Origin of the sequence: Cryobacterium suzukii (assembly GCF_004403185.1) — a bacterium.
Classification (GTDB): domain Bacteria; phylum Actinomycetota; class Actinomycetes; order Actinomycetales; family Microbacteriaceae; genus Cryobacterium; species Cryobacterium suzukii.
The window spans coordinates 133,297-152,782 of the sequence record NZ_SOHJ01000002.1; the positions used below are offsets into that span (position 1 = coordinate 133,297).

The window sequence follows — 19,486 nt, forward strand, 5'->3', positions numbered from 1 at the left end:
CGCAAAGCGGATGCATCGGGCAGCGCTCCGTCAGTGTGTGGCAGTAGGGTGTGATTATGCGCAGGATCGCCGTTGTCCCTGGATCATTTGACCCCGTCACCCTGGGCCACTTGGACGTGATCGATCGCGCGGCCGGCCTGTTCGACGAGCTTCATGTTCTCGTGGTGCACAACCCCGACAAATCGGCCCTGCTGCCCATCAGTCAGCGTGTCGCGCTCCTGGAACAGGCCATCACAGAGGCCGGGCTGCCCACCAATATCGTGGTCGCCAGCTGGAGCATGGGATTGCTCGTGGACTACTGCATGGACGTCGGTGCAAGCGTGCTGGTCAAGGGCATCCGCTCGCAGGTCGATGTAGCCTATGAGACGCCGATGGCTATCGTCAATCGCAATCTGGCCGCGGTCGAGACAGTCTTTTTGCTGCCCGATCCGGCCAACGCCCATGTCTCCAGCTCTCTGGTGCGCCAGGTCGCCGGCCTGGGCGGCGACGTCTCGCCGTATGTGCCGCGAGCCGTTGCGGAGTATCTGGAGCGGTCGCGGGTATGAAGCTCGATCCGACTCGCTCCTCCCCGCCGGCACAGGCCGTGTCGGGCGGCAATCTGCGCGAGTTGCAAGATGCGGGGCGTGCGATCATGCGCAACGTCGAGACGGTCATTGATGGCAAGCACGAGGCCGTGCAGATAGCACTGACTGTTCTGCTGGCCGAGGGTCACCTGCTCATTGAGGACGTTCCCGGTGTGGGCAAGACCATGCTGGCCAAGGCTCTCGCCCGCTCCGTAGACTGCACGGTCGGGCGAATTCAATTCACCCCCGACCTGCTGCCCTCCGACGTGACCGGGGTGTCCGTGTTCAATCAGGCCGAGCGCCGGTTCGAATTCAAACCTGGCCCGGTCTTCGCCAACATCGTCATCGGTGACGAGATCAACCGGGCGAGTCCGAAAACCCAGTCGGCGCTTCTGGAATCGATGGAGGAGCGCCAGGTCACCGTTGACGGTACCACCTACCCACTGGCCCTGCCGTTCACGGTTATCGCGACTCAAAACCCGATCGAGATGGAGGGGACCTACGCCCTCCCTGAGGCGCAACGGGACCGGTTCATGGCCCGCATCTCCATGGGCTACCCCGACTCCGACTCGGAGCTCGCGATGCTCGATTCGCGCGACACCAACAGCCCGCTCGCACTGATCTCGGCCGTGGTATCGGAGGAGACCCTGCGTGACATGATGCTCACAGCACGTGCAGTTTTCGCCTCAGGGGCGGTCAAGGAGTACGCGGTCAACCTGGTGCGCGCCACCCGCGACGATCGTGACCTGCGTCTCGGTGCCAGCCCGAGAGCGACGCTCCAGCTCATCCGTGCCGCGAAAGCCCAGGCGGCATTGAACGGTCGGGACTACGTGCTGCCGGACGATATCGACTCGCTCGCCGTGGCCGTTCTCGGCCATCGGCTGGTCCCCACCAGTCGGGCGTTGGGTCACCACCACCAGGACAGCGGCCCGGTGATCGCGGATATCGTGCGTCGAATCCTCGCTGACACACCGGTGCCGGTCGGCGTTGCGGCATCCGATCAGTTTCCATCAGAGTCGTTCGAATCGGCGCCGTCCCCGTCGGTGCCGTCCGTGCACGCCGTTTCGACGCGGCCCGTTGGTTCTACCGGAGCGTCGTAGTCATGGCGCCTGGGGTGAGAGATTCTGGGCCGGCGAATGCCGACTGGTACACGCGGCTGGCGGCCCGATTTGCCACGCGTCTCACCCTGCGAGGCTGGGTTGTTCTGGCGGCCGGAGTTGTGCTGTTCGCCAGCGCTGTGCTGGTCAACAGCCGTGACATGATGTTTGTGGCCAGCCTCTTGATCATTGCGCCGCTTGTGGCAGCCGGTTACGTTTCGCTCCGCCCCGCCCGAGTCGAGGTCAGCAGGGTTTTTCGGCCGCCGATCGTGTCGGTCGGCGGTGAGAGTGTGATTTCGCTGCAGTTGCGCAACCTCTCGACGACACCGCTCAGCAATGCCTGGTGGGCCGACATCCCGTCACCCGGCCTTGAGGCGCCATCGGCGGCCATCCTTCCCCTCGTGAGCCGGAACGGCATGACCGGCGACACAGTGCGCCTCGAATACTCCGTCGTGCCGCGCAACCGCGGCGTCTACGAGGTCGGCCCGCTCCGTGTGTCACGTCATGACCCGTTCGGCCTCGCGCACAGCGACCGACACGCTGGTTCGCCCCACGACTTGATCGTGACGCCGCGCGTGACGCCGCTGCCAGGCAGCGGCGTCGCCCAGTCCAACAACGACGGTTCGATCCGAGAGCTGTTGCGCCAGACCACCCCCACCTCCGACGAACTCATCGCCCGCGAATACCGCACGGGTGACGCCCTGCGCCGAGTGAACTGGCCGGCCACCGCCCGGCACGGGGAAATCATGGTGCGGCAGGAGGAGCAGCGCAGTAATCCGGAGGCCCGAATCGTGCTCGACACGTCTCTGGCCGGCGCGGCGGGGCTTGGCGCCGGGCACGTTTCACCGCATCTCGTGACCGGTTTTGAACTGGAGATCGAGCTGGCGGCGTCCGTTGGTGTGCATTTGCTCGACGCCGGTTACCGTCTCGAGGTGATCGAGCTGGGCGCAAGCCAACTGCTGCCGGGCGACGAACAGATCCTGGGCGGGATGCACGGCGACGTGCCCGCTACTTTTCGTGCTCCCGGCGGCGATCGCGCACTGCTGGAAGCCCTCGCCAGTGTGGTGCCGGTGCCGTGGCCTACCCGCAGCGCTCGACTTTCCGCCGAGCGCCGAGCACCGGTACGTGCCGCCCTGCGTAACGCGCAGCTGTCACTTCCGACATTCGCGATGCTCGTGACCGTATCCGATGGGGATGTCGATGACCTCGTCGCCCTCGTGCGTCACTGTGAGCCCGCCATAGCGTTGGTGCAGCGCACGGTGGGGGCTCGAGCCCGCGAACGCCTGCAGGCCGCTGGTTGGCGCTGTGTGGAGCTCGCTGGCGCCGATGACCTGGAAGACGTGTGGAACGACGTGAGCGGGGAGCGAGGAGCCGACCATGACTAAGTTGGCCACCAAACTGACTCCGAACTCGGATTTCCTTTCGGCGGTGCGCCCGGTACGCCCGCCTCAGACGCCCCGCGGTCGCCGTGGCGGGCGCACGGTCGCGTCTTGGCCGCTCGCACTCAGCCTGTTGTTGTTGCTGCTCGTTTCCTGTTCCGCGCTCGGACCTCTGCTGCGCGGCACCGCCTGGTGGTGGGTCTGTGCGGCAGTCGGGTGCGCCGTATTGCTGGGCGCGGCGGTGTTTCGCCGACTTGGATTGCCACGCCTGATTGTTCCGGTGGCGAACAGCGCGGTGCTGGTCGGCACGATGACGCTGCTGTTCGGTGGCGGGACCGGCCTGTTCTGGCTCATTCCGACGCCGCAAACCGTCAGTATTTTCACCGGGCTGATCGACGCCGGAGGTGCCTCGATCGTGCAGCAGAGCACGCCGGCCGAGGTGACCCTCGGCATCCTCTTTCTGCTGGCCGGCGGCACCGGACTGATCGCGATTCTCATGGATTTGCTAGCGGTGACTCTGCGCTGGCCCGCCATCGGTGCAGCGGGCGCACTCGTGCCGCTTCTCGTACCGGGCTTCATCCTCGACGAGGGGGCTGATACTGCCGCGCTCGTGGCCGCGGCAGTTGCGTTCCTGCTGCTGCTGCGGGTCGATGTTTCTGGTCGTCGTGCCCGGGCGGCCACGCATCGTGCGATGGGGCCACGCGTGCCTCAGATTGACCGGTCGGAGCGGCCGCGCGGCCGTGGGCCGATGGGCGGCGCAGTTCTGGTGGGATCCCTGACAATCGTGGGTGCCCTGCTGTTGAGCACGGTCGCCCCGGCTTTCACTGCCGGGGGACTCGTGACGGCACGGCCCGGTGGGTTGTTGTTTGGCAGTGGGGTGAGCCCCATGATCAATCTCGGACAGGACCTGCGTCGGCCCAAGGCCGGCGCGGCATTTCACTACACGTCGACCGGCACGGAGCAGCCCTATTTCACCCTACTTACTCTTGACGAGATCATCGGGTTGACCTGGACGGCCCGCGTCGATGGGGCAGACGTGCGCAATACCGTCGACGCTATTCAGAAGCCGTTTGGGCTCGATGCAGATGTGGAGACGGTGGAAGCGTCGACGTCGATCGTCATCGATGGCGTCAACAGCCACTGGCTGCCCGCGCCGGCACGTGCAAGCAGCATCGAGGGTTTGACCGGTCGCTGGTATTGGGACAGCCGTACCCGCGCGATCGCGAGCGTCTCGGCGAACGCCCTCGGTCAGGAATACACGGTGTCGTCATTGGAATTGAAACCCACCGCCGAGCAACTGCGACAGGCGAGCAGCGACTATCCAGCGAGCGTCGTGGGCAATCTACAACTCCCGGTCGAACCGCCGTCGATCATCGAGGAGACAGCACGAGAGGTGACGGCAGCCACAACGTCGAACTACGACGCTGCTGTGGCAATTCAGAACTATTTACGGAGCAGCGCCTTCAGTTACGACACCGAGGCGCCCGTTGAAGACGGTTACGACGGTGGCGGAGTTGGGGTGATTGGAATGTTCCTGCAGGAAAAACGAGGCTACTGCGTGCATTTCGCCTCCACCATGGCCGCGATGGCGCGCACGCTCGGTATCCCTTCGAGGGTCTCCCTCGGCTATCTGCCCGGGGTTAAATCGCAGGATCGCGAGCAGGGACTGGGGCAGTACAACGTGGACTCCCATGACCTGCACGCCTGGCCGGAGTTGTACTTCGTCGGCATCGGCTGGGTGAAATTCGAGCCGACGCCCGGCCGGGGCACCGTACCCAACTACGAGCGGGCAGCAGTTGCCGACACACCCAATGCAGCACCAGGTGGGGCCGGCGCCACGGGAGCTCCCGCTCTCAGCCCGGACCGGTTAGAGGACGATACCGCCCTGGAACGTGGAGCCGCAACGCAGACGGTCGAGTCCAGCAACCTGCTCGGAATCCTCGGACTCAGTACGCTGGGACTGCTCGTGATACTCCTGCCGGCGGCAGCCAGACGGATGCTGCGTGGTTCGCGGGTGCGCCGCATTCGCTCCGGAAGAGCCGGGGCGGGCCTCGCCTGGACCGAGCTGCAGCACACCAGCCTCGATCACGGCATACCGGTGCCGGTGACCGAAACTCCCCGGGCCTTCGCTGGCCGCCTGAAAAGCCTCCGCGCCGTGGATCCCACGGCGATGGAAGCGCTCGAACGGGTGCTTCTGGCGTTCGAACGCTCGCGGTTCGACCGGTCGCAGGCGTCCTCGGACACCCTCGCCGACGACTTGACCCTGGCCTTGCGCGGGATGCACAGCGGCGCGAGTCTCGGCATCCGTTTTCGGGCAATATTCGCTCCTACCTCACTGTTCGCCACTCTGGCTGCGGTGCTGCGCGGAGAGCGACGGGCCCGCACGATCGCCCCCTGAACAGAGCACTCACCCAGAACGCGTACAATTTACGACCGTGACTAAGTTCAAGAAGACTCCGTATACGGTCGACGTGCGTGACCTTATCAACCGCCCGGGTACCATGCACGAACGCCACCTCGACATTGTGGTTCCCGACGACCTCGGTGCTGGCCTCGTAGCGGTGAAAGCCGGTTCGATTCTGTCGACCGAGCTGCGGCTCGAGGCGATGCACGAGGGAATCCTGGTCAGCATCGAGGTGTATGCGCGAGCGCTCGGCGAGTGCGGCCGGTGCCTGAAAGACATCGACCTGCCGGTTCGAGTTCAGTTTGCCGAGCTTTTCGGTTATCCTCAGGAGGAAGCCTTCGAGTTTGAGATTCTAGACGACCATGTCGATTTGGAATCTTTGATCCGGGACGCGGTAGTGTTAGCACTTCCGTTCCAGCCGGTATGTCGGCGGGATTGCCCAGGTCTTGACAGTGAGACCGGACAGCCGCTTGCCGAACTGCCCGAACTCGTTTCCGACGAGAGCTACGATCCCCGGTGGTCAGCGCTTGCGGGGTTTACGGCTTCCACAGACAAAGACATGGGTGCGGACATCCATGTTTCAGACAGCAGAGAAGAGAAGTAGTCATGGCAGTTCCGAAGCGCAAGATGTCGCGTTCCAACACCCACTCGCGTCGCGCGCAGTGGAAGGCCACGCCTCCCACGCTCGTGAAGACCATGGAGGGCGGCAAGGTCGTCTACAGCCTGCCGCACCGCGCCAAGGTTGTCACCGACTCCACCGGCACCCCGTTGTTCATGGAATACAAGGGCCGTAAAGTCGCCGACATCTAAGTCCCCCCTTCTGAAGAGACCGGAACTCGGTCGATGAAGGTAGACAGATGAAGAGCGTGAATGCCGAGCGGTCGCCCCTGTTGGCGACCCTCGGAGTGCAGATTGAACCGGTGATTCTGGAGCTTGCTCTGACCCACCGGTCTTTTGCGTACGAAAACGGCGGTATTCCCACGAACGAGCGCCTCGAATTTCTCGGCGACTCGATTCTGGGCCAGGCCGTCACTGTGATGCTCTACCGCACCTACCCCGACCTCGACGAGGGTCATCTCGCCAAACGCCGGGCCAGCCTGGTATCCACGGCCGCCCTCGCCCAGATCGCCCGCGGTCTCGAACTCGGCGATTACATTCGCCTTGGTCGCGGTGAGATTCTCACCGGCGGGCGCGATAAAGCGTCGATTCTGGCCGACACCGTTGAGGCGCTCATCGGGGCGACCTTTCTGGATGCCGGTGGCGAAGTCGCCACCGCATTCGTGCTGCGCCTGATCGAGCCACTGTTGGCTGAACCCGGCCACTTCGGTGTGTCGATGGACCCGAAAACGAGCCTGCAAGAGCTCGCTGCGAGCATTGGCGTGGGCGTTCCCGTCTACACGCTTGAATCGAGCGGCCCTGATCACTCGAAGATTTTTGTCGCGACCGTAGCGATCGGTTCCGCCGTGACCGCTCAGGGAGTAGGACCGAGCAAGAAGTTCGCTGAAATGGCCGCGGCACGCGAGGCCATCGACCAGCTCAGCGCGCTCTAAGTCTCACGAAATGCCGGAACTGCCCGAGGTCGAGGTCGTTCGTTCCGGTCTTCAGCCGGCCGTTACCGATGCAGCGCTCACCGGGGTCGAGGTCTTCGATGTACGCTCCCTGCGCCGGCACGCTCCTCGCGGCGGGGCGTTCATTGATCAACTCATTGGGCGGCGAATTCTCGCGGCGGTGCGCCGCGGCAAGTTTTTGTGGCTGCCGCTCGACAGTGACCGGGCACTCGTCATTCACCTCGGTATGAGCGGCCAGGTGCTGCTGCGGGCTCCGGGGGCGACCGATGATCGCCTGTTGCGCATCCGCTTGACGCTGGAGCACCCGACCCACGGCGAACTGTGGGTCAATTTCGTCGACCAACGCATCTTCGGAAGCATGGCCGTTGACACCATGGTCGCCACCAGCGACGGGCTGCCGGGCGGCTATTCCGGGATAGCGCCAGTGGATGCCGCCTGGCAGCACCGCATTCCATCGCAGGTCGCGCACATTGCCCGCGACCCGATCGACCCGTCGTTTTCTTCGAACGCTTTCTTCGCGGCCCTCTCGCGCAAGAACACCGGCATCAAACGGGCCCTGCTCGACCAGAACCTGATCAGCGGCATCGGCAATATCTACGCGGACGAAGCGCTGTTCGCCGCGCGCATCCACTACGAGCAGCCGGCTGCATCGCTGTCACGCACGAAGGCCACTACCTTGCTCACGGCCGTGCGCACCATTCTGGAGCGTGCTCTGGCCGAGGGCGGCACCAGCTTCGACGCCCAGTACGTGAACGTGAACGGGCAGTCCGGCTATTTTGCGCACAGCCTCGAAGCCTACGGACGGCAGGGAACTCCGTGCTCCCGTTGCGGCACCCTGATCGTGCGCGAACAGTTCATGAACCGCGGCTCGCACTTCTGTCCGCGCTGCCAGCGGCTGCGGTAGTCACTGATCGGTGGTTGTCGGACGTTTACCGCCCTGTGGCCGAGCCGATCCGGCCCCATCCTTTCGCAGAACCTGCGCCAGTGCACGGCATCCGGTCGAGGGCGTCGCGTTGGACTTGCGCCAGTGCGCGTGAGTTGCGCCTCCCGCGCAGCGGCGCAGCCCCCGCGACCGCAGCGTCCCGCTTAGGGAGGCATCCGGACTGGGGTCTGTCATTCTTCAGTCATGGATATTGTTACAGATCGATTGACGCTGCATTCCCTGACGCCGTTCGAGGCGCAGCGCATTGTTGACCGAGAGCATGAACCCGACGACGTCTGGCATGCGGACTATCCGCTGGACGATGAACTGGATCCGCTGAGAGCCCTCGCCGAATCCGGCCGGAGTGAGTCAATCTTCACGCTTTATTCAGTCCGAATCAACGACGGCGACGTAGCCGTGGGCGGCATCGGGTTTTTTGGCCCTCCCGACGCGGAGGGTTTGGTTGAAATCGGTTACGGACTCGTGGAGGCCGTTCGGGGACACGGACTCGCCACGGAAGCACTCCGCGCTGCGATTCGGTGTGCACTGCAGAATGGTGCAGTGCAGGTCAATGCAGACACTGACCTCGAAAACTATGCATCTCAACGGGTCCTCGAAAAGGCAGGGTTCACGGAGGTTTCCCGATCTCACGAATCGGTCTGCTACGAGTTCGGGCGTCGCAGGGAGACGTGAGCTGAACGATGTACCTTGGGCGTCAGGCCAGGGCAGCCTGGAGACGCCGACGCCGCAGTGCCCAGCGCACAGCCAGACCGAGAACCATCACGATGACTGCGGGAACCAGAAGCGACAGTGATCCGCCCTTCACACCCAGGGCGCTGACGAATACCTGCGCACCATAATCGAGCATCTCGGCCGGATAGGCGGCGAGCACACGAGTTCCCGCTGCTGCGCTCACGGCTGTGAACAGCGTCGGTCCGATCCAGAGGGCAAGAAAACTGACGATCGCCCCGGCCACCCGACCAATTGTTGTCAGGCCGCACCAAGCCACGGCGAGCCCCACGATCACGGCCGGAACCCACCGGGCTGCGCTCAGCAGGGCCCTGGTCGTTTCGGTTGTCTCAAAGCTCAGCGGATGCGCGATGAGTCCGTTGAGCCAGGCGCTAAAGGCCACGGCGGCCAGGCTCACGGCCACCACCGCGCCGGCTGCAGGCGCTCGGGCGATGAGCATAAGGATGAGCAGTCCGATCAGGCTGGCGGCCAGTGTTCCGGCGGTCAGAGCGAACAGGTATACCTTCGCGGCCGGACTCTCCGCGAGTCCGGTGGCGACCGTGACGGCGGTCTGCACGATGGCAACGACCTGCACGAGAAGCACGCCGACAATGATCGCGGCCAGTGCGAACCGGGGGTGCTGTGCACGCGTGACCCGGGCGAGGCCGCCGGCGAGCGCTGACCCGGTCACGACCACCGCGACAATGAGGGTGATCGTGTACTGGCTAAATGGCAGCAGGGCGATCGGCATGTCCTCCGGCAAGGTGTTGCTGGCCCATAGGTTCTGTATGGGAAGGTGCATCCCGGTGACCAGCCAGGGCAGCAGCCCGACCATCGCCGCGAGCATCCCGACGACCAGGTATGACACCGGACCTATCGCTTTCATCCGTGTAAGCACGCTCACCAGAACCCCCTCAGTTTGAAACCGCAAGGCTAGCAGGTGAGTGCCTAACCCCTATTTAGATGGGCCGCTACGTGGCACGACGCGTTTCCAGGCGCCCTCGTAGCCCATCGGCACGAAGCCGAGCGCCTCGTTGACGTCGAGCATGTGTCGGTTCTCTTCGGCGTTAAAGGTTGTGACCGACGGATGCCCGGGGCTCTCCTGCGCAAGATACTCCAGATTCGCGCTTTTCAGCAGCATGCCGAGGCGGTGGCCGCGGTGTTCCCGCAGCACGAGGGTGTCTTCCTGACCAACGGACCGGTTGGATTCGGCCGGAACCGACAGCTGGGTGAAGGCGACGAGGTGACCGCTGGGCTCGTGCAGGGCTGCCGCGGTGAGCATGCGCCGCGGGCTGGCAGCTCGGGAGGTCTCTTCGTTGACCAGCCGCTCGGCGGTCCAGACGTCTTCCGGCTCCTCGAGGCCGGCCGTTGGGGCATCGGTGCTCATGCGGGTAAAGAGGAGTGCGAGGTCGGCGCGCCAGTGTGGGGGAGTTCCCCCACTCCAGCAGTGCACCGTGTAGTCGCGGCCGGCCTGCGCCGCGGCATCCGCTCGGAAGCGGTGCATCACGCTGTCGTCGGCGGGCAGGGGGAGCCGGCTACCGCGCTCCACCTGCTCGAGGCGATAACCGCGGGCGAATAGAAAACGTACCTCGGGGTTGTCGCGCGGAACCGAACCGAAGCCTGTCGGGGCGGCCAAACGTTTGCCAGCGGCTTCCGCCGAGACCGTGTAGACGATGAGTTCCTGCCGGTTTTCGGTCGCGGCCAGGGCCTCGACCCGGTCGGCGAGGGCCGTGCCGATGCCGTGCCTCCGCCAGGCCGGCAGCACCTGCACGCCCAGCCAGGCATGGTTATCGCCCTGGTCGAGCAGGGTTTCGTAGGTGGCGCGGGCCACTACGGTGCCGTCGACCCGGGCCACGAACATGCGCTTGGGATCATATGTGGTGTTGAGCCACCCCGGCAGCAGCTCGGCCGCCGAGTACTCCAGGTCGTCCGTGCCAAAACCTTCGGCTTCGACGACGTTGCGCAGCGCGGCGACGGCCTCCCAGGAGGGCCAGCCGGGCGCACGTGGGGTCGCGGGAATGACGAGTTCGTCGATCGAGAAGTCGCTCATGCTGCGCCAGAGTAGTCCGTGCGCGGGTACCGCGTGCACAACCGCGGACAATTTCGCTCGAAGCCCTCAGGAACGGCCCGAAAAGCCACTGTGGCACGCCCAATCTCCGCAATTCCGGTCGCCACCCATCCACATAAGCGGATGTCCCGGCCAGTGTCGGTGGGGCAAGGTACCGTTGAATCAGCCGACAGACCACTGATTCGCGGGCAAGCTACCGAAAGGGTGACCGATGTATTTGAAGAGCCTCACCCTCAAGGGCTTCAAATCGTTCGCGCAACCGACGACTTTCGCTTTTGAGCCCGGCGTCACCTGCGTTGTGGGCCCGAACGGCTCGGGCAAGTCCAACGTCGTCGACGCCCTGGCCTGGGTGATGGGCGAGCAGGGCGTGAAAACCCTGCGCGGCGGCAAGATGGAAGACGTTATCTTTGCCGGCACGTCCACCCGCGGGCCGCTCGGCCGGGCCGAGGTCATCCTCACCATTGACAACACCGACGGCGCCCTGCCGATCGAGTACTCCGAAGTCACCATTTCGCGCACCCTGTTTCGCAACGGCGCGAGCGAGTACGCCATCAACGGGCGCACCTGCCGGCTGCTCGACGTGCAAGAACTGCTCAGCGACTCCGGCCTCGGCCGGGAGATGCACGTCATCGTCGGGCAGGGACAGCTCGACGCTGTGCTGCGCGCGAGCCCGGAGGAACGTCGAGGCTTCATCGAGGAGGCCGCCGGCATTCTCAAACACCGGCGCCGCAAAGAGAAGACCCTGCGCAAGCTTGATGCGATGCAGACCAACCTCACTCGGCTGAGCGACCTTGCCGGGGAGATTCGGCGCCAGCTCAAGCCGCTCGGACACCAGGCCGAAATCGCCAGGGAAGCGCAGACCATCGCTGCCGTCGTCCGCGACGCGCGTGCCCGCCTGCTCGCCGACGACGTCGTGGCGCTGCGCACCGCTCTCGACGCCTATGACCGCACCGAGAGTGAACGGCACACCGAGCGGGTCGTGCTTCAGGAACAGCTCTCGCAGAAACAGGGGCGCGTGCAGCGGCTTGAGCTCAGCAAGGTCGGCGATGCCGTCGACCTGGCTCGCCGCACCAGTCACGAACTGGAGTCGGCGCAGGAACGCCTGCGTGCACTCTTCACGCTCGCCAATCAGCGACTGGCCCTGCTGGGCTCGCAGGCGGAGTCGACCGGATTCGTGTCGAGTGTCACCCCGACCATGCTGGCCGAGTCCGCCGCCGAGGTTGAACAGTTGCGTGCAGGCATCGGGACAGCCCAAATCGCTTCAGACACCGCCCGGGAGCAGAGTGCTGCGGCCCGGTCGCGGCTCGACGCGGTCGACGAAGACATTGCGGCGCAGGCAGCACTCGTTTCTCGGCACGACCTCGAAATCTCGCACCTGACCGGGCAATCCGAGGCGGCGACGTCGCGGCTTGCTGCCGTGCGCGGTGAGCAGTTGCGGCAGCAGAATGCTCGGGGCGACGCGATGGATCGCAACCGAAAAGCGCAGCAGCAGCTCGACGAACTGCCAGCCGCCGTTCCCGCTGGCGAACCAGAGGCTGGCGAACTCTCCGAGGCCTTCGAACTGGCGCAGACTGCGGTGCAGGGCGTTGAGGCCGAGGTGGAGCGCCTTCGTGATGACCTGCACCGGCTCGAGCGGGAACGCGACGCTCAGGCAGCCCGACAGGGCGCGTTTTCCCTCGCGCTCGATCAGAAGGACGGCTCGACCGCGGTGCTCGCCGCGCAGCTAGCCGGCATTCGCGGCCTCGTGGCCGACCATGTGCGGGTGCAGCCGGGGTTCGAGGCGGCGATCGCTGCCGCACTCGGTTCCCTCGCCGACGCCGTGCTTGCCGACAACCGCGACGCCGCACTAGCCGCGATCATGCAGGCCGAACGCGAGGATTACGGGCGGGTCGAACTGATCGTGGCCAATGCCGATGCCGATGCCGATGCCGATAGCCTGGCAGCGCCAGTTGATGAACTGGGCGCGCAGCTGGGCATCCGCTGGGCGAACTCGGTCGTCGACGGCCCAGCCGGGGTACGTGGTCTGCTCGCCCAGACCGTCATCGCTGACGATCTGGCCGTGGCCAGCACGATACAGCTGCCGAAAGGCCTCACCCTCATTACCCTCTCCGGAGAGGTGCTGAGCCCGTGGGTCGTACGCGGAGGGGCCGGCGCCAGGCAGAGCAGGCTCGAACTCGTCGCCGAACGCGATACCGCTGCCGAGAAACTGGCGGCCGTCACCTCGCAGATCGACCGCGTGCGGTTCGACTTCACCGAACAGCGCACACTGTTGCAGGCGCACAAAGAGCAGTCCGTCAGTGCGCGGGCGGCCCTGCGAGCCTGTGAAACGCGGCTCGCCACCGTGACCGAACGGCGTGGGCGACTCTCGGTGCAGGCAGACGCCCACGCCGCCGACGTTGACCGGGTGTCCGCCGCGCTTCAGCTCGCCAGCAGCGCTGTCACCGAAGCGGAAGCCGTCGCCGCACGGGCCGCAGCCGCCCTCGACACAGCACGGTCACGGCCACGGCCCATGCTTGACGCGACTCTGCGCGACGCGCTGTACACCGAACTCGAGGCCGCCCGCGAGACCGAGGTGGAGACTCGGCTGCAAGTGGAAACCGCTCGCGAGCGGGTGCGCGCTGGCGAAGTGCACGTCACGACCCTCACCCATCAGCTGGAGGCCGACCGCACGGCGGCCACCGCGGCGGCGCGCCGCGCAGTCGTTCGTCGTCGCCAAGTGGATGCCGCGTCCCGGGTCGCCACGGCACTTCCGGCCGTGCTCGCCGCCGCGGATCGCTCCGTCGCCGAGGCGAGGCTTCAGTTGGCGAGCGCGGAAACCGAACGGGCCAGCCAGAACACCGAACTTCAGCAGCTGCGTCGTGACGAGAACACCCTGCGCGAGCGGCTCGCCTCGATCACTGACACCGTGCACGGCCTCGAACTCGAGATCTACGAGAAGAAACTGCAACTCTCGGCACTGCTCGAACGCGCCGCAAGCGAACTAGGGCTAACCGAAGATGTGCTCGTCACCGAATATGGGCCCGATCAGGTCATTCCGCGCGACGGTACGGGTCTTGGCTCAAGCGCCATGGACAGTGTTACCGGCGAAAGCCGCACCAGCGAAGACAGCGCCAGCGCCCATGGTAGCGACGAAAGCGACGGTATCCGCTTCGATCGGGCCGAACAGCAGAAACGGTTCGCGGCTGCTGAACGCAAGCTCGGCCAGCTCGGCCGGGTGAACCCGCTCGCGCTCGAGGAATTCGCGGCGCTCGAGCAACGGCACCGGTTTCTCACGGAACAACTCACCGACCTCACCGCGACGCGCAGCGATCTGCTAACCATCATCGCCGACATCGACGAAAAGATGCAGTCCATCTTCTCGTCCGCATTCGATGACACGCAGGCGGCCTTCGCCGACGTATTTCCCGTGTTGTTTCCTGGCGGCAGTGGCAGCATCTGGCTCACCGACCCCGACGACTTGCTCACGACCGGCATCGAGGTGTCGGTGAAGCCGGCCGGTAAGAAGATCGAACGGCTGTCCTTGCTCTCCGGTGGCGAACGCTCGCTTGCCGCAGTGGCCCTCCTGATCGCCATTTTTAAGGCCCGCCCGAGCCCGTTCTACATCATGGACGAGGTCGAAGCGGCACTCGATGATGCCAACCTCGGCCGACTGCTGACCATCTTCGAAGACCTGCGCGAAACCAGCCAGCTCATTGTGATCACGCACCAAAAACGCACCATGGAGATAGCGGATGCCCTTTACGGTGTCAGCATGCGGCAAGACGGGGTCAGCGCCGTCGTGGGCCAACGCGTCGGCGCCCGAGCCGACCAGCGGGTGAGTGCCACCGTGTCTTGATTCGAGAACAACCGACCTAGCCCTGGGGTGGCAGTGCGGAGATGACGGGGTGGTCCTTGGCGAGTACGCCGATCTTGGCGGCGCCTCCTGGGGAGCCGATGTCGTCGAAGAATTCCACGTTGGCTTTGTAGTAGTCGGCCCACTGTTCGGGCAGGTCATCTTCGTAATAGATGGCCTCGACCGGGCAGACCGGTTCACAGGCGCCGCAGTCGACGCACTCGTCAGGATGAATATAGAGGGAGCGTTCGCCCTCATAAATGCAGTCCACCGGGCATTCATCGATGCAGGCACGATCTTTCACATCGACGCACGGAAGAGCGATCACATACGTCACAGGGTCAACAACGCTTCCGTGCGCGAGATCGCAACCTGTTCCGCGCGGGAGATGACCTTCACCCGTTCGCGACCCGGAGTGACCTCGTCGAGGCTGCCGAGCATCAGTTCGTGGGCGTCGAGGGCCTGCCAGCCGGCCCAGGTAGTGAACTCCACCCCGCGCTCGTCTAACAGGGCCAGAATCGCATCCGCCGTGCCAACGGCCGTGCCCACGGCAACCAGCACCGGCAGGTCGGCCACGAGCCGCGTCACGGTTTCCAGCGCGTCTCCCTTGGTGTGTCCAATCAGCCCGATCGGGCCGCGCTTGATCCACCCGGTGGCGTACAGGCCGGCGATCGGCTGGCCGACCGCATCGAGCACGCGGCCGCCGTCGTTGGGAATGACACCGCGCACAGCGTCGAACGGTACCGCGGCCAGGGCGCTGCCGCGGTAGCCGACCGCACGGTAGACGGCCTGCACCGGGTAGTCGAGAATCTGACCGGTCGATCGCACTCCGCCGTCTCCGGTGTGTTCGGTGCGCTCAAAACGGATGCCTTCCACCCGACCGTCTCCGTACACCTCGACCGGGGCGTGCAAAAAGTGTAGGTGCAGACGACGCGAGGCGCCGAGTGGAGCCTTGGTGAGCCATCCGTTTAGCGTGCGGGTCATGATTTTGACCTGGTTATTGCTGGCGACGAGCTGTTCACTGTGCGAATCGGGTGTGAAATCCTCGGCATAAACCACGAGGTCGACGTCGGGAATGTCGGCGAGTTCGCGCAGTTCGATCGGGGTGAATTTCACCTGCGACGGTCCGCGGCGACCGAATATGTGCACGTCGGTCACCGGCGAGCCGGCGAGGCCGGCATAGACCGAGGCGGGAATGTCGGTGGTGAGCAGGTCGTCGGCGTGCTTGGCGAGAATGCGGGCCACATCCAGGGCCACGTTGCCGTTGCCGATCACGGCCACATCGGTTGCGTCGAGCGGCCATTCCAGGGGGACGTCGGGGTGCCCGTCGTACCAGGAGACGAAGTCGGCTGCGCCAAACGAGCCGGGCAGGTCGATGCCGTCAATGACGAGCGGGGCGTCGAGAATGGCGCCGGTCGCGAAGATGACCGCGTGGTAGTGCTCGCGCAGGTCGGTGAGGCTCAGGTCGGTGCCGTACGTGACATTGCCGATGAAGCGAGTCGTTCCGGTTTCGAGCATCTCCTGGAGCGACTTCACGATGCCCTTGATACGCGGGTGGTCGGGGGCAACTCCGTAGCGAATCAGTCCGTACGGTGCTGGCAGCGAATCGAACAGGTCGATGGCCACCTCGTGACCAGCCTCCTGGACGAGCCGGGTGAGAATATTGCCGGCGTAGATGCCGGCCGGGCCGGCGCCGATGATGGCAACGCGCAGGGCGGATGGGACGGGAATCATGAGGAACCTTTCAACAGCAGCGAACAGAAAAAACGGATGCGCCGGTCAGCGCAGGCCAGCAGCCATCAGCCCGCGGCGGCGCAGCAAGCGACGCTCGATCGGGGCGAAGATCACGAGCTCAACCAGGATGCCGACGAAGAGGATCACCAGGATCGTAGCGAGCACCCCGGACAGGTCGGCGAGCTCGCGGCTCTGGTCGAGCATCGTCCCGAGGCCGAAACCGATGTCTCCACCGATCACGATAATTTCGGCGGCCATGAGCGAGCGCCAGGCGAAGGCCCAGCCCTGCTTGAGGCCGGAGAAATAGCCAGGCAGGGCAGCCGGCAACACGACTAGTGTGGCCATTTCGAAGCGCGAGGCACCGAGCACCGTGCCCACCCGGCGTAGCTGCGGCGGAATCTGGTCGACGCCGGAAACGAGTCCGTTGGCGATCGAGGGTACAGCACCCATCAGAATGACGAAGTACACCGTGGCGTCGGAGATGCCGAACCAGATAATCGCGGCCGGCACCCAGGCGACCGAGGGCAGCACCTGCAAACCGGAGAGCAGCGGCCCGAGGGCGCGCCGCACCGGGCGGCACTCGGCCAGCAGCAGCCCGATCGGCGTGCCAATGGCGACCGCGATGATAAAGCCGAGCCCGCCGCGTTCGAGACTCGTCGCAACCGCGAGCTGCAAGCGGTCACTCGACCAGGCGCTGGCTAACGCGCCGAATACGTCGAGCGGGCCGGGAATCAGGTCGGGGCGGGGCCTGGCGATGAGAATGTAGACCTGCCAGGCCGCGACGAGACCGATGAGCAGCAGAATCGGCGGTACGACACCGTCGAGGGTGCGGCGAAAGGCGCCGCGCGGCGTTTCTGGCACGGCCTGCAGTGAATCGAGGCCCGCCTCCAAACGTCGCAGTTCGTCGTGACCGGGGTCGTGCACCCTGGCGGTGGCGGCCTGTGATTCAAGCGGCATTGCGGCGAATCTCCTCTCGCAGCTGGTCGGTGATCTCATCGCCGAGACGGGCGACCTCGGGGGATTCGATGCGGCGTGAGCCGGTGTCGGTGATGGTCCACTCGTTGACGATGCGACCGGGGCGTGACGACATCAACAGAATGCGCTGCCCCAGCCGCGCGGCCTCGCGCACATTGTGGGTGACGAACACGATGGTGCGGCCAGTCTGGCGCCAGACCCGTTCCAGCTCTTCGTGCAGCAGGTCGCGAGTGATGGCGTCGAGCGCGGCGAACGGTTCATCCATCAGGAGCACCTTGCGGTCCTGCGCGAGCGAACGGGCCAGCGCTACCCGCTGCCGCATGCCGCCGGAGAGTTCGTGCGGGCGTTTGTCGGAGGCATCGGCGAGGTTGACCAGATCGAGCAGTTCGAGGGCTTCCGTCCGGCGTTCTTTACGCGGCACACCGCGCAGCTTCAGGGCGAGCTCCACATTGCGGCCGGCGGTCAGCCACGGAAAGAGAGCGGCGTCCTGAAACATAACGGCGGCCTTGCCGCTCGCCACGGTGACGGCGCCCTCGGTCGGCTTCTCCAGGCCGGCAATGATATTGAGCAGTGTGGACTTGCCGCATCCGCTCGCCCCGAGCAGGCAGACGAACTGGCCGGCCTCGATCGAGAGGTTGATATCGTCGAGCACGAGCGGACCGGTGCCGTAGCGCTTGCCGAGGGACTCGATCATGATCGCGGCCGGCCCCAGGTCCGTCGCAGCTGCCTCCCCACCGGCCGCGGCCGGTTCAGCAGTTTGCACCGGCGCTGTCACCACTAACGTGCGTACGGGGGAGGTCATGGAGATACTTCCGACCCGGCGCCCGAGCCGTCGCCGGCCCGGGTGGGCTCGCCGGGCGCGGTGACGATTCCGGCGGCGAGGGTTGCGCCGTCCTGCGGGTGAATCACGAGGAAGGCGCCCGAGCGGCGGTTCTGCACGTAACGTTCCACGGGTAGATCGCGCGACAAGCGGATGCTGGCCTGCCCGATATCGTTCACGGCCAGGTTTGTGGCCGGTTCAACGCCGAGCGTCGTCAGGTCGAGCCGACCGGTAACGTCGCTGACCAGAGCCTGCACCACGGTCGTACCGAATTTCACGAGAATTCGGGCGCCCGGCGCGAGCGGGCGCGGGTCCAGCCAGAACAGATCGGCTTCGAGGGTGCGGGTGACCGGCGGCAGGGTACCTCGTGCTGCGATGACGGCACCGCGGGCAATGTCGAGGTCGTCGGCCAGCCGAAGGGCGATCGACTGCGGTGCGAAGGCCTCGTCGAGGGAAACCCCGGCGAAGTCGATTCCGGTGACGGTGCTGGTGCCGCCGCCGGGTTCAACGCTGACGGTGTCACCCACCTTGATGCTGCCGCTCGCGACCTGGCCGGCGTAGGCCCGGTAGTCGCGGTAGGAGTCGGCGAGTTCCGGCGCAACGACGACCGCGCCCTGCGGGCGAAGCACAAGTTGGACCGGCAGGCGAAACGCCTCGGTGGCCTGGCCGCGTTCGTCGAGGTCGTCGATCACGGTGAGGGTTTCGAGCAGTTCGAGCAGGCTCGGCCCGGCATACCAGGGGGTGCGCTCCGAGCGGTCAACGACGTTGTCGCCGACCAAAGCCGACACCGGAATCACGAGAACTTCAGCGATTCCGAGTTCGGCGGTGACCAGCCGAACGCTCGCCTCCACCTCCCGGTAGGCGGCTTCGCTGTAGTCCAGCAGGTCGATCTTGTTGACTGCGACGATCACGTGGGGTACCCGCAGCAGTGCGACGACGCTGAGGTGCCGCCGGGTCTGCTCGAGCACCCCCTTGCGAGCGTCGATAAGCATGATGACGGCATCCGCTGTGGTGGCGCCGGTGACCATGTTGCGGGTGTACTGCACGTGGCCGGGGCAGTCCGCGAGAATGAATGACCGCGCGGGTGTTGCGAAGTAGCGGTAGGCCACGTCGATCGTGATGCCCTGTTCGCGTTCGGCGCGCAGGCCGTCGGTCAGCAGGGCGAAGTCGATGCCGCCGCTCTCGCCACCGAAGCCGCGCTCGGTCGAGGTGCGGGTTACCGCTTCGAGCTGGTCGGCGAGAATAGCTTTCGAGTCGTGCAGCAGGCGGCCCACCAGGGTGGACTTGCCGTCGTCGACCGAGCCGGCCGTCGCGAAGCGAAACAGGGTGCCTTCGGGAGCGGCGACGGCGGCTTCGGTGGCGAGGTTTTGGGTGTCAATGGTGAGTGTCATGCGC

The 19,486-nt window shown here is 65.4% G+C and carries 17 protein-coding genes; 10 read left to right on the forward strand and 7 right to left on the reverse strand.

The window, feature by feature from the left end; all coding sequences use genetic code 11:
• Nucleotides 1-56 precede the first annotated feature (56 nt).
• The 9 genes from coaD to E3T39_RS01360 all read left to right on the forward strand — a co-directional run bounded on the left by coaD (nucleotide 57) and on the right by E3T39_RS01360 (nucleotide 8,626).
• Entirely contained in the window at nucleotides 57-545 is a 489-nt protein-coding gene (coaD, locus tag E3T39_RS01320) for a pantetheine-phosphate adenylyltransferase (protein WP_134512970.1), read from the forward strand.
• On the forward strand, nucleotides 542-1,663 hold the full coding sequence (locus tag E3T39_RS01325) for an AAA family ATPase (protein WP_134512971.1): 1,122 nt from the start codon (nucleotides 542-544) through the stop codon (nucleotides 1,661-1,663). The genes coaD and E3T39_RS01325 overlap by 4 nt, the downstream gene beginning before the upstream one ends.
• A gap of 14 nt (nucleotides 1,664-1,677) precedes the next feature.
• On the forward strand, nucleotides 1,678-3,045 hold the full coding sequence (locus E3T39_RS01330; RefSeq protein ID WP_166784007.1) for a DUF58 domain-containing protein: 1,368 nt from the start codon (nucleotides 1,678-1,680) through the stop codon (nucleotides 3,043-3,045).
• Nucleotides 3,038-5,437, forward strand: coding sequence for a transglutaminase TgpA family protein (locus E3T39_RS01335; RefSeq protein WP_134512973.1), 2,400 nt, complete (start codon nucleotides 3,038-3,040; stop codon nucleotides 5,435-5,437). Before E3T39_RS01330 ends, E3T39_RS01335 begins: the two co-directional genes overlap by 8 nt.
• Before the next feature lie 37 nt (nucleotides 5,438-5,474).
• The gene (locus E3T39_RS01340; RefSeq protein WP_241979442.1) at nucleotides 5,475-6,047 is read left to right on the forward strand and encodes a YceD family protein; all 573 of its coding nucleotides are present in this window, start codon (nucleotides 5,475-5,477) and stop codon (nucleotides 6,045-6,047) included.
• A gap of 2 nt (nucleotides 6,048-6,049) precedes the next feature.
• The gene (gene rpmF, locus E3T39_RS01345; RefSeq protein WP_092108959.1) at nucleotides 6,050-6,253 is read left to right on the forward strand and encodes a 50S ribosomal protein L32; all 204 of its coding nucleotides are present in this window, start codon (nucleotides 6,050-6,052) and stop codon (nucleotides 6,251-6,253) included.
• A 47-nt stretch (nucleotides 6,254-6,300) separates the two neighbouring features.
• A complete protein-coding gene (gene rnc / locus E3T39_RS01350; RefSeq protein WP_134512974.1) occupies nucleotides 6,301-6,993 on the forward strand; it encodes a ribonuclease III in 693 nt (230 codons plus the stop codon).
• A gap of 10 nt (nucleotides 6,994-7,003) precedes the next feature.
• Nucleotides 7,004-7,915, forward strand: coding sequence for a bifunctional DNA-formamidopyrimidine glycosylase/DNA-(apurinic or apyrimidinic site) lyase (gene mutM / locus E3T39_RS01355; RefSeq protein ID WP_134512975.1), 912 nt, complete (start codon nucleotides 7,004-7,006; stop codon nucleotides 7,913-7,915).
• A gap of 222 nt (nucleotides 7,916-8,137) precedes the next feature.
• Complete coding sequence (locus tag E3T39_RS01360) at nucleotides 8,138-8,626, forward strand: GNAT family N-acetyltransferase (RefSeq protein WP_134512976.1); 489 nt, start codon at nucleotides 8,138-8,140, stop codon at nucleotides 8,624-8,626.
• A 22-nt stretch (nucleotides 8,627-8,648) separates the two neighbouring features.
• Here E3T39_RS01360 and E3T39_RS01365 read toward each other — a convergent pair whose 3' ends face one another.
• Together E3T39_RS01365 and E3T39_RS01370 are read right to left on the reverse strand one after the other, a co-directional pair.
• Entirely contained in the window at nucleotides 8,649-9,566 is a 918-nt protein-coding gene (locus E3T39_RS01365) for a hypothetical protein (protein ID WP_134512977.1), read from the reverse strand.
• Nucleotides 9,567-9,617: 51 nt separating this feature from the next.
• Nucleotides 9,618-10,712, reverse strand: a complete 1,095-nt coding sequence (locus tag E3T39_RS01370; protein WP_134512978.1) for a GNAT family N-acetyltransferase — start codon at nucleotides 10,710-10,712, stop codon at nucleotides 9,618-9,620.
• 229 nt (nucleotides 10,713-10,941) lie between these two features.
• Between E3T39_RS01370 and smc the strand changes: the two genes are divergently transcribed.
• The gene (gene smc, locus E3T39_RS01375) at nucleotides 10,942-14,565 is read left to right on the forward strand and encodes a chromosome segregation protein SMC (RefSeq protein WP_134512979.1); all 3,624 of its coding nucleotides are present in this window, start codon (nucleotides 10,942-10,944) and stop codon (nucleotides 14,563-14,565) included.
• A gap of 16 nt (nucleotides 14,566-14,581) precedes the next feature.
• Here smc and fdxA read toward each other — a convergent pair whose 3' ends face one another.
• The 5 genes from fdxA to E3T39_RS01400 all read right to left on the reverse strand — a co-directional run bounded on the left by fdxA (nucleotide 14,582) and on the right by E3T39_RS01400 (nucleotide 19,482).
• Nucleotides 14,582-14,899, reverse strand: a complete 318-nt coding sequence (fdxA, locus tag E3T39_RS01380) for a ferredoxin (protein ID WP_134512980.1) — start codon at nucleotides 14,897-14,899, stop codon at nucleotides 14,582-14,584.
• Nucleotides 14,896-16,296: an FAD-dependent oxidoreductase gene (locus E3T39_RS01385; RefSeq protein ID WP_134512981.1), complete on the reverse strand. Its 1,401-nt coding sequence runs from the start codon at nucleotides 16,294-16,296 to the stop codon at nucleotides 14,896-14,898. Before E3T39_RS01385 ends, fdxA begins: the two co-directional genes overlap by 4 nt.
• Before the next feature lie 45 nt (nucleotides 16,297-16,341).
• Nucleotides 16,342-17,253 (reverse strand): ABC transporter permease, encoded by a 912-nt coding sequence (locus tag E3T39_RS01390; RefSeq protein WP_134512982.1) that lies wholly within the window; start codon nucleotides 17,251-17,253, stop codon nucleotides 16,342-16,344.
• Nucleotides 17,243-17,965: an ABC transporter ATP-binding protein gene (locus E3T39_RS01395; RefSeq protein WP_134513260.1), complete on the reverse strand. Its 723-nt coding sequence runs from the start codon at nucleotides 17,963-17,965 to the stop codon at nucleotides 17,243-17,245. The genes E3T39_RS01390 and E3T39_RS01395 overlap by 11 nt, the downstream gene beginning before the upstream one ends.
• A gap of 104 nt (nucleotides 17,966-18,069) precedes the next feature.
• Nucleotides 18,070-19,482 (reverse strand): sulfate adenylyltransferase subunit 1, encoded by a 1,413-nt coding sequence (locus E3T39_RS01400; RefSeq protein WP_134512983.1) that lies wholly within the window; start codon nucleotides 19,480-19,482, stop codon nucleotides 18,070-18,072.
• Between the last annotated feature and the right edge of the window lie 4 nt (nucleotides 19,483-19,486).

Coding starts and splice junctions, on each gene's coding strand:
- rpmF (WP_092108959.1), top strand. CDS start 6,050: ATGGCAGTTCCGAAGCGCAAGATGTCGCGTTCCAACACCCACTCGCGT.
- E3T39_RS01390 (WP_134512982.1), bottom strand. CDS start 17,253: ATGCCGCTTGAATCACAGGCCGCCACCGCCAGGGTGCACGACCCCGGT.
- smc (WP_134512979.1), top strand. CDS start 10,942: ATGTATTTGAAGAGCCTCACCCTCAAGGGCTTCAAATCGTTCGCGCAA.
- E3T39_RS01395 (WP_134513260.1), bottom strand. CDS start 17,965: ATGATCGAGTCCCTCGGCAAGCGCTACGGCACCGGTCCGCTCGTGCTC.
- E3T39_RS01325 (WP_134512971.1), top strand. CDS start 542: ATGAAGCTCGATCCGACTCGCTCCTCCCCGCCGGCACAGGCCGTGTCG.
- mutM (WP_134512975.1), top strand. CDS start 7,004: ATGCCGGAACTGCCCGAGGTCGAGGTCGTTCGTTCCGGTCTTCAGCCG.
- E3T39_RS01360 (WP_134512976.1), top strand. CDS start 8,138: ATGGATATTGTTACAGATCGATTGACGCTGCATTCCCTGACGCCGTTC.
- E3T39_RS01370 (WP_134512978.1), bottom strand. CDS start 10,712: ATGAGCGACTTCTCGATCGACGAACTCGTCATTCCCGCGACCCCACGT.
- coaD (WP_134512970.1), top strand. CDS start 57: ATGCGCAGGATCGCCGTTGTCCCTGGATCATTTGACCCCGTCACCCTG.
- E3T39_RS01400 (WP_134512983.1), bottom strand. CDS start 19,482: ATGACACTCACCATTGACACCCAAAACCTCGCCACCGAAGCCGCCGTC.
- rnc (WP_134512974.1), top strand. CDS start 6,301: ATGAAGAGCGTGAATGCCGAGCGGTCGCCCCTGTTGGCGACCCTCGGA.
- E3T39_RS01385 (WP_134512981.1), bottom strand. CDS start 16,296: ATGATTCCCGTCCCATCCGCCCTGCGCGTTGCCATCATCGGCGCCGGC.
- E3T39_RS01335 (WP_134512973.1), top strand. CDS start 3,038: ATGACTAAGTTGGCCACCAAACTGACTCCGAACTCGGATTTCCTTTCG.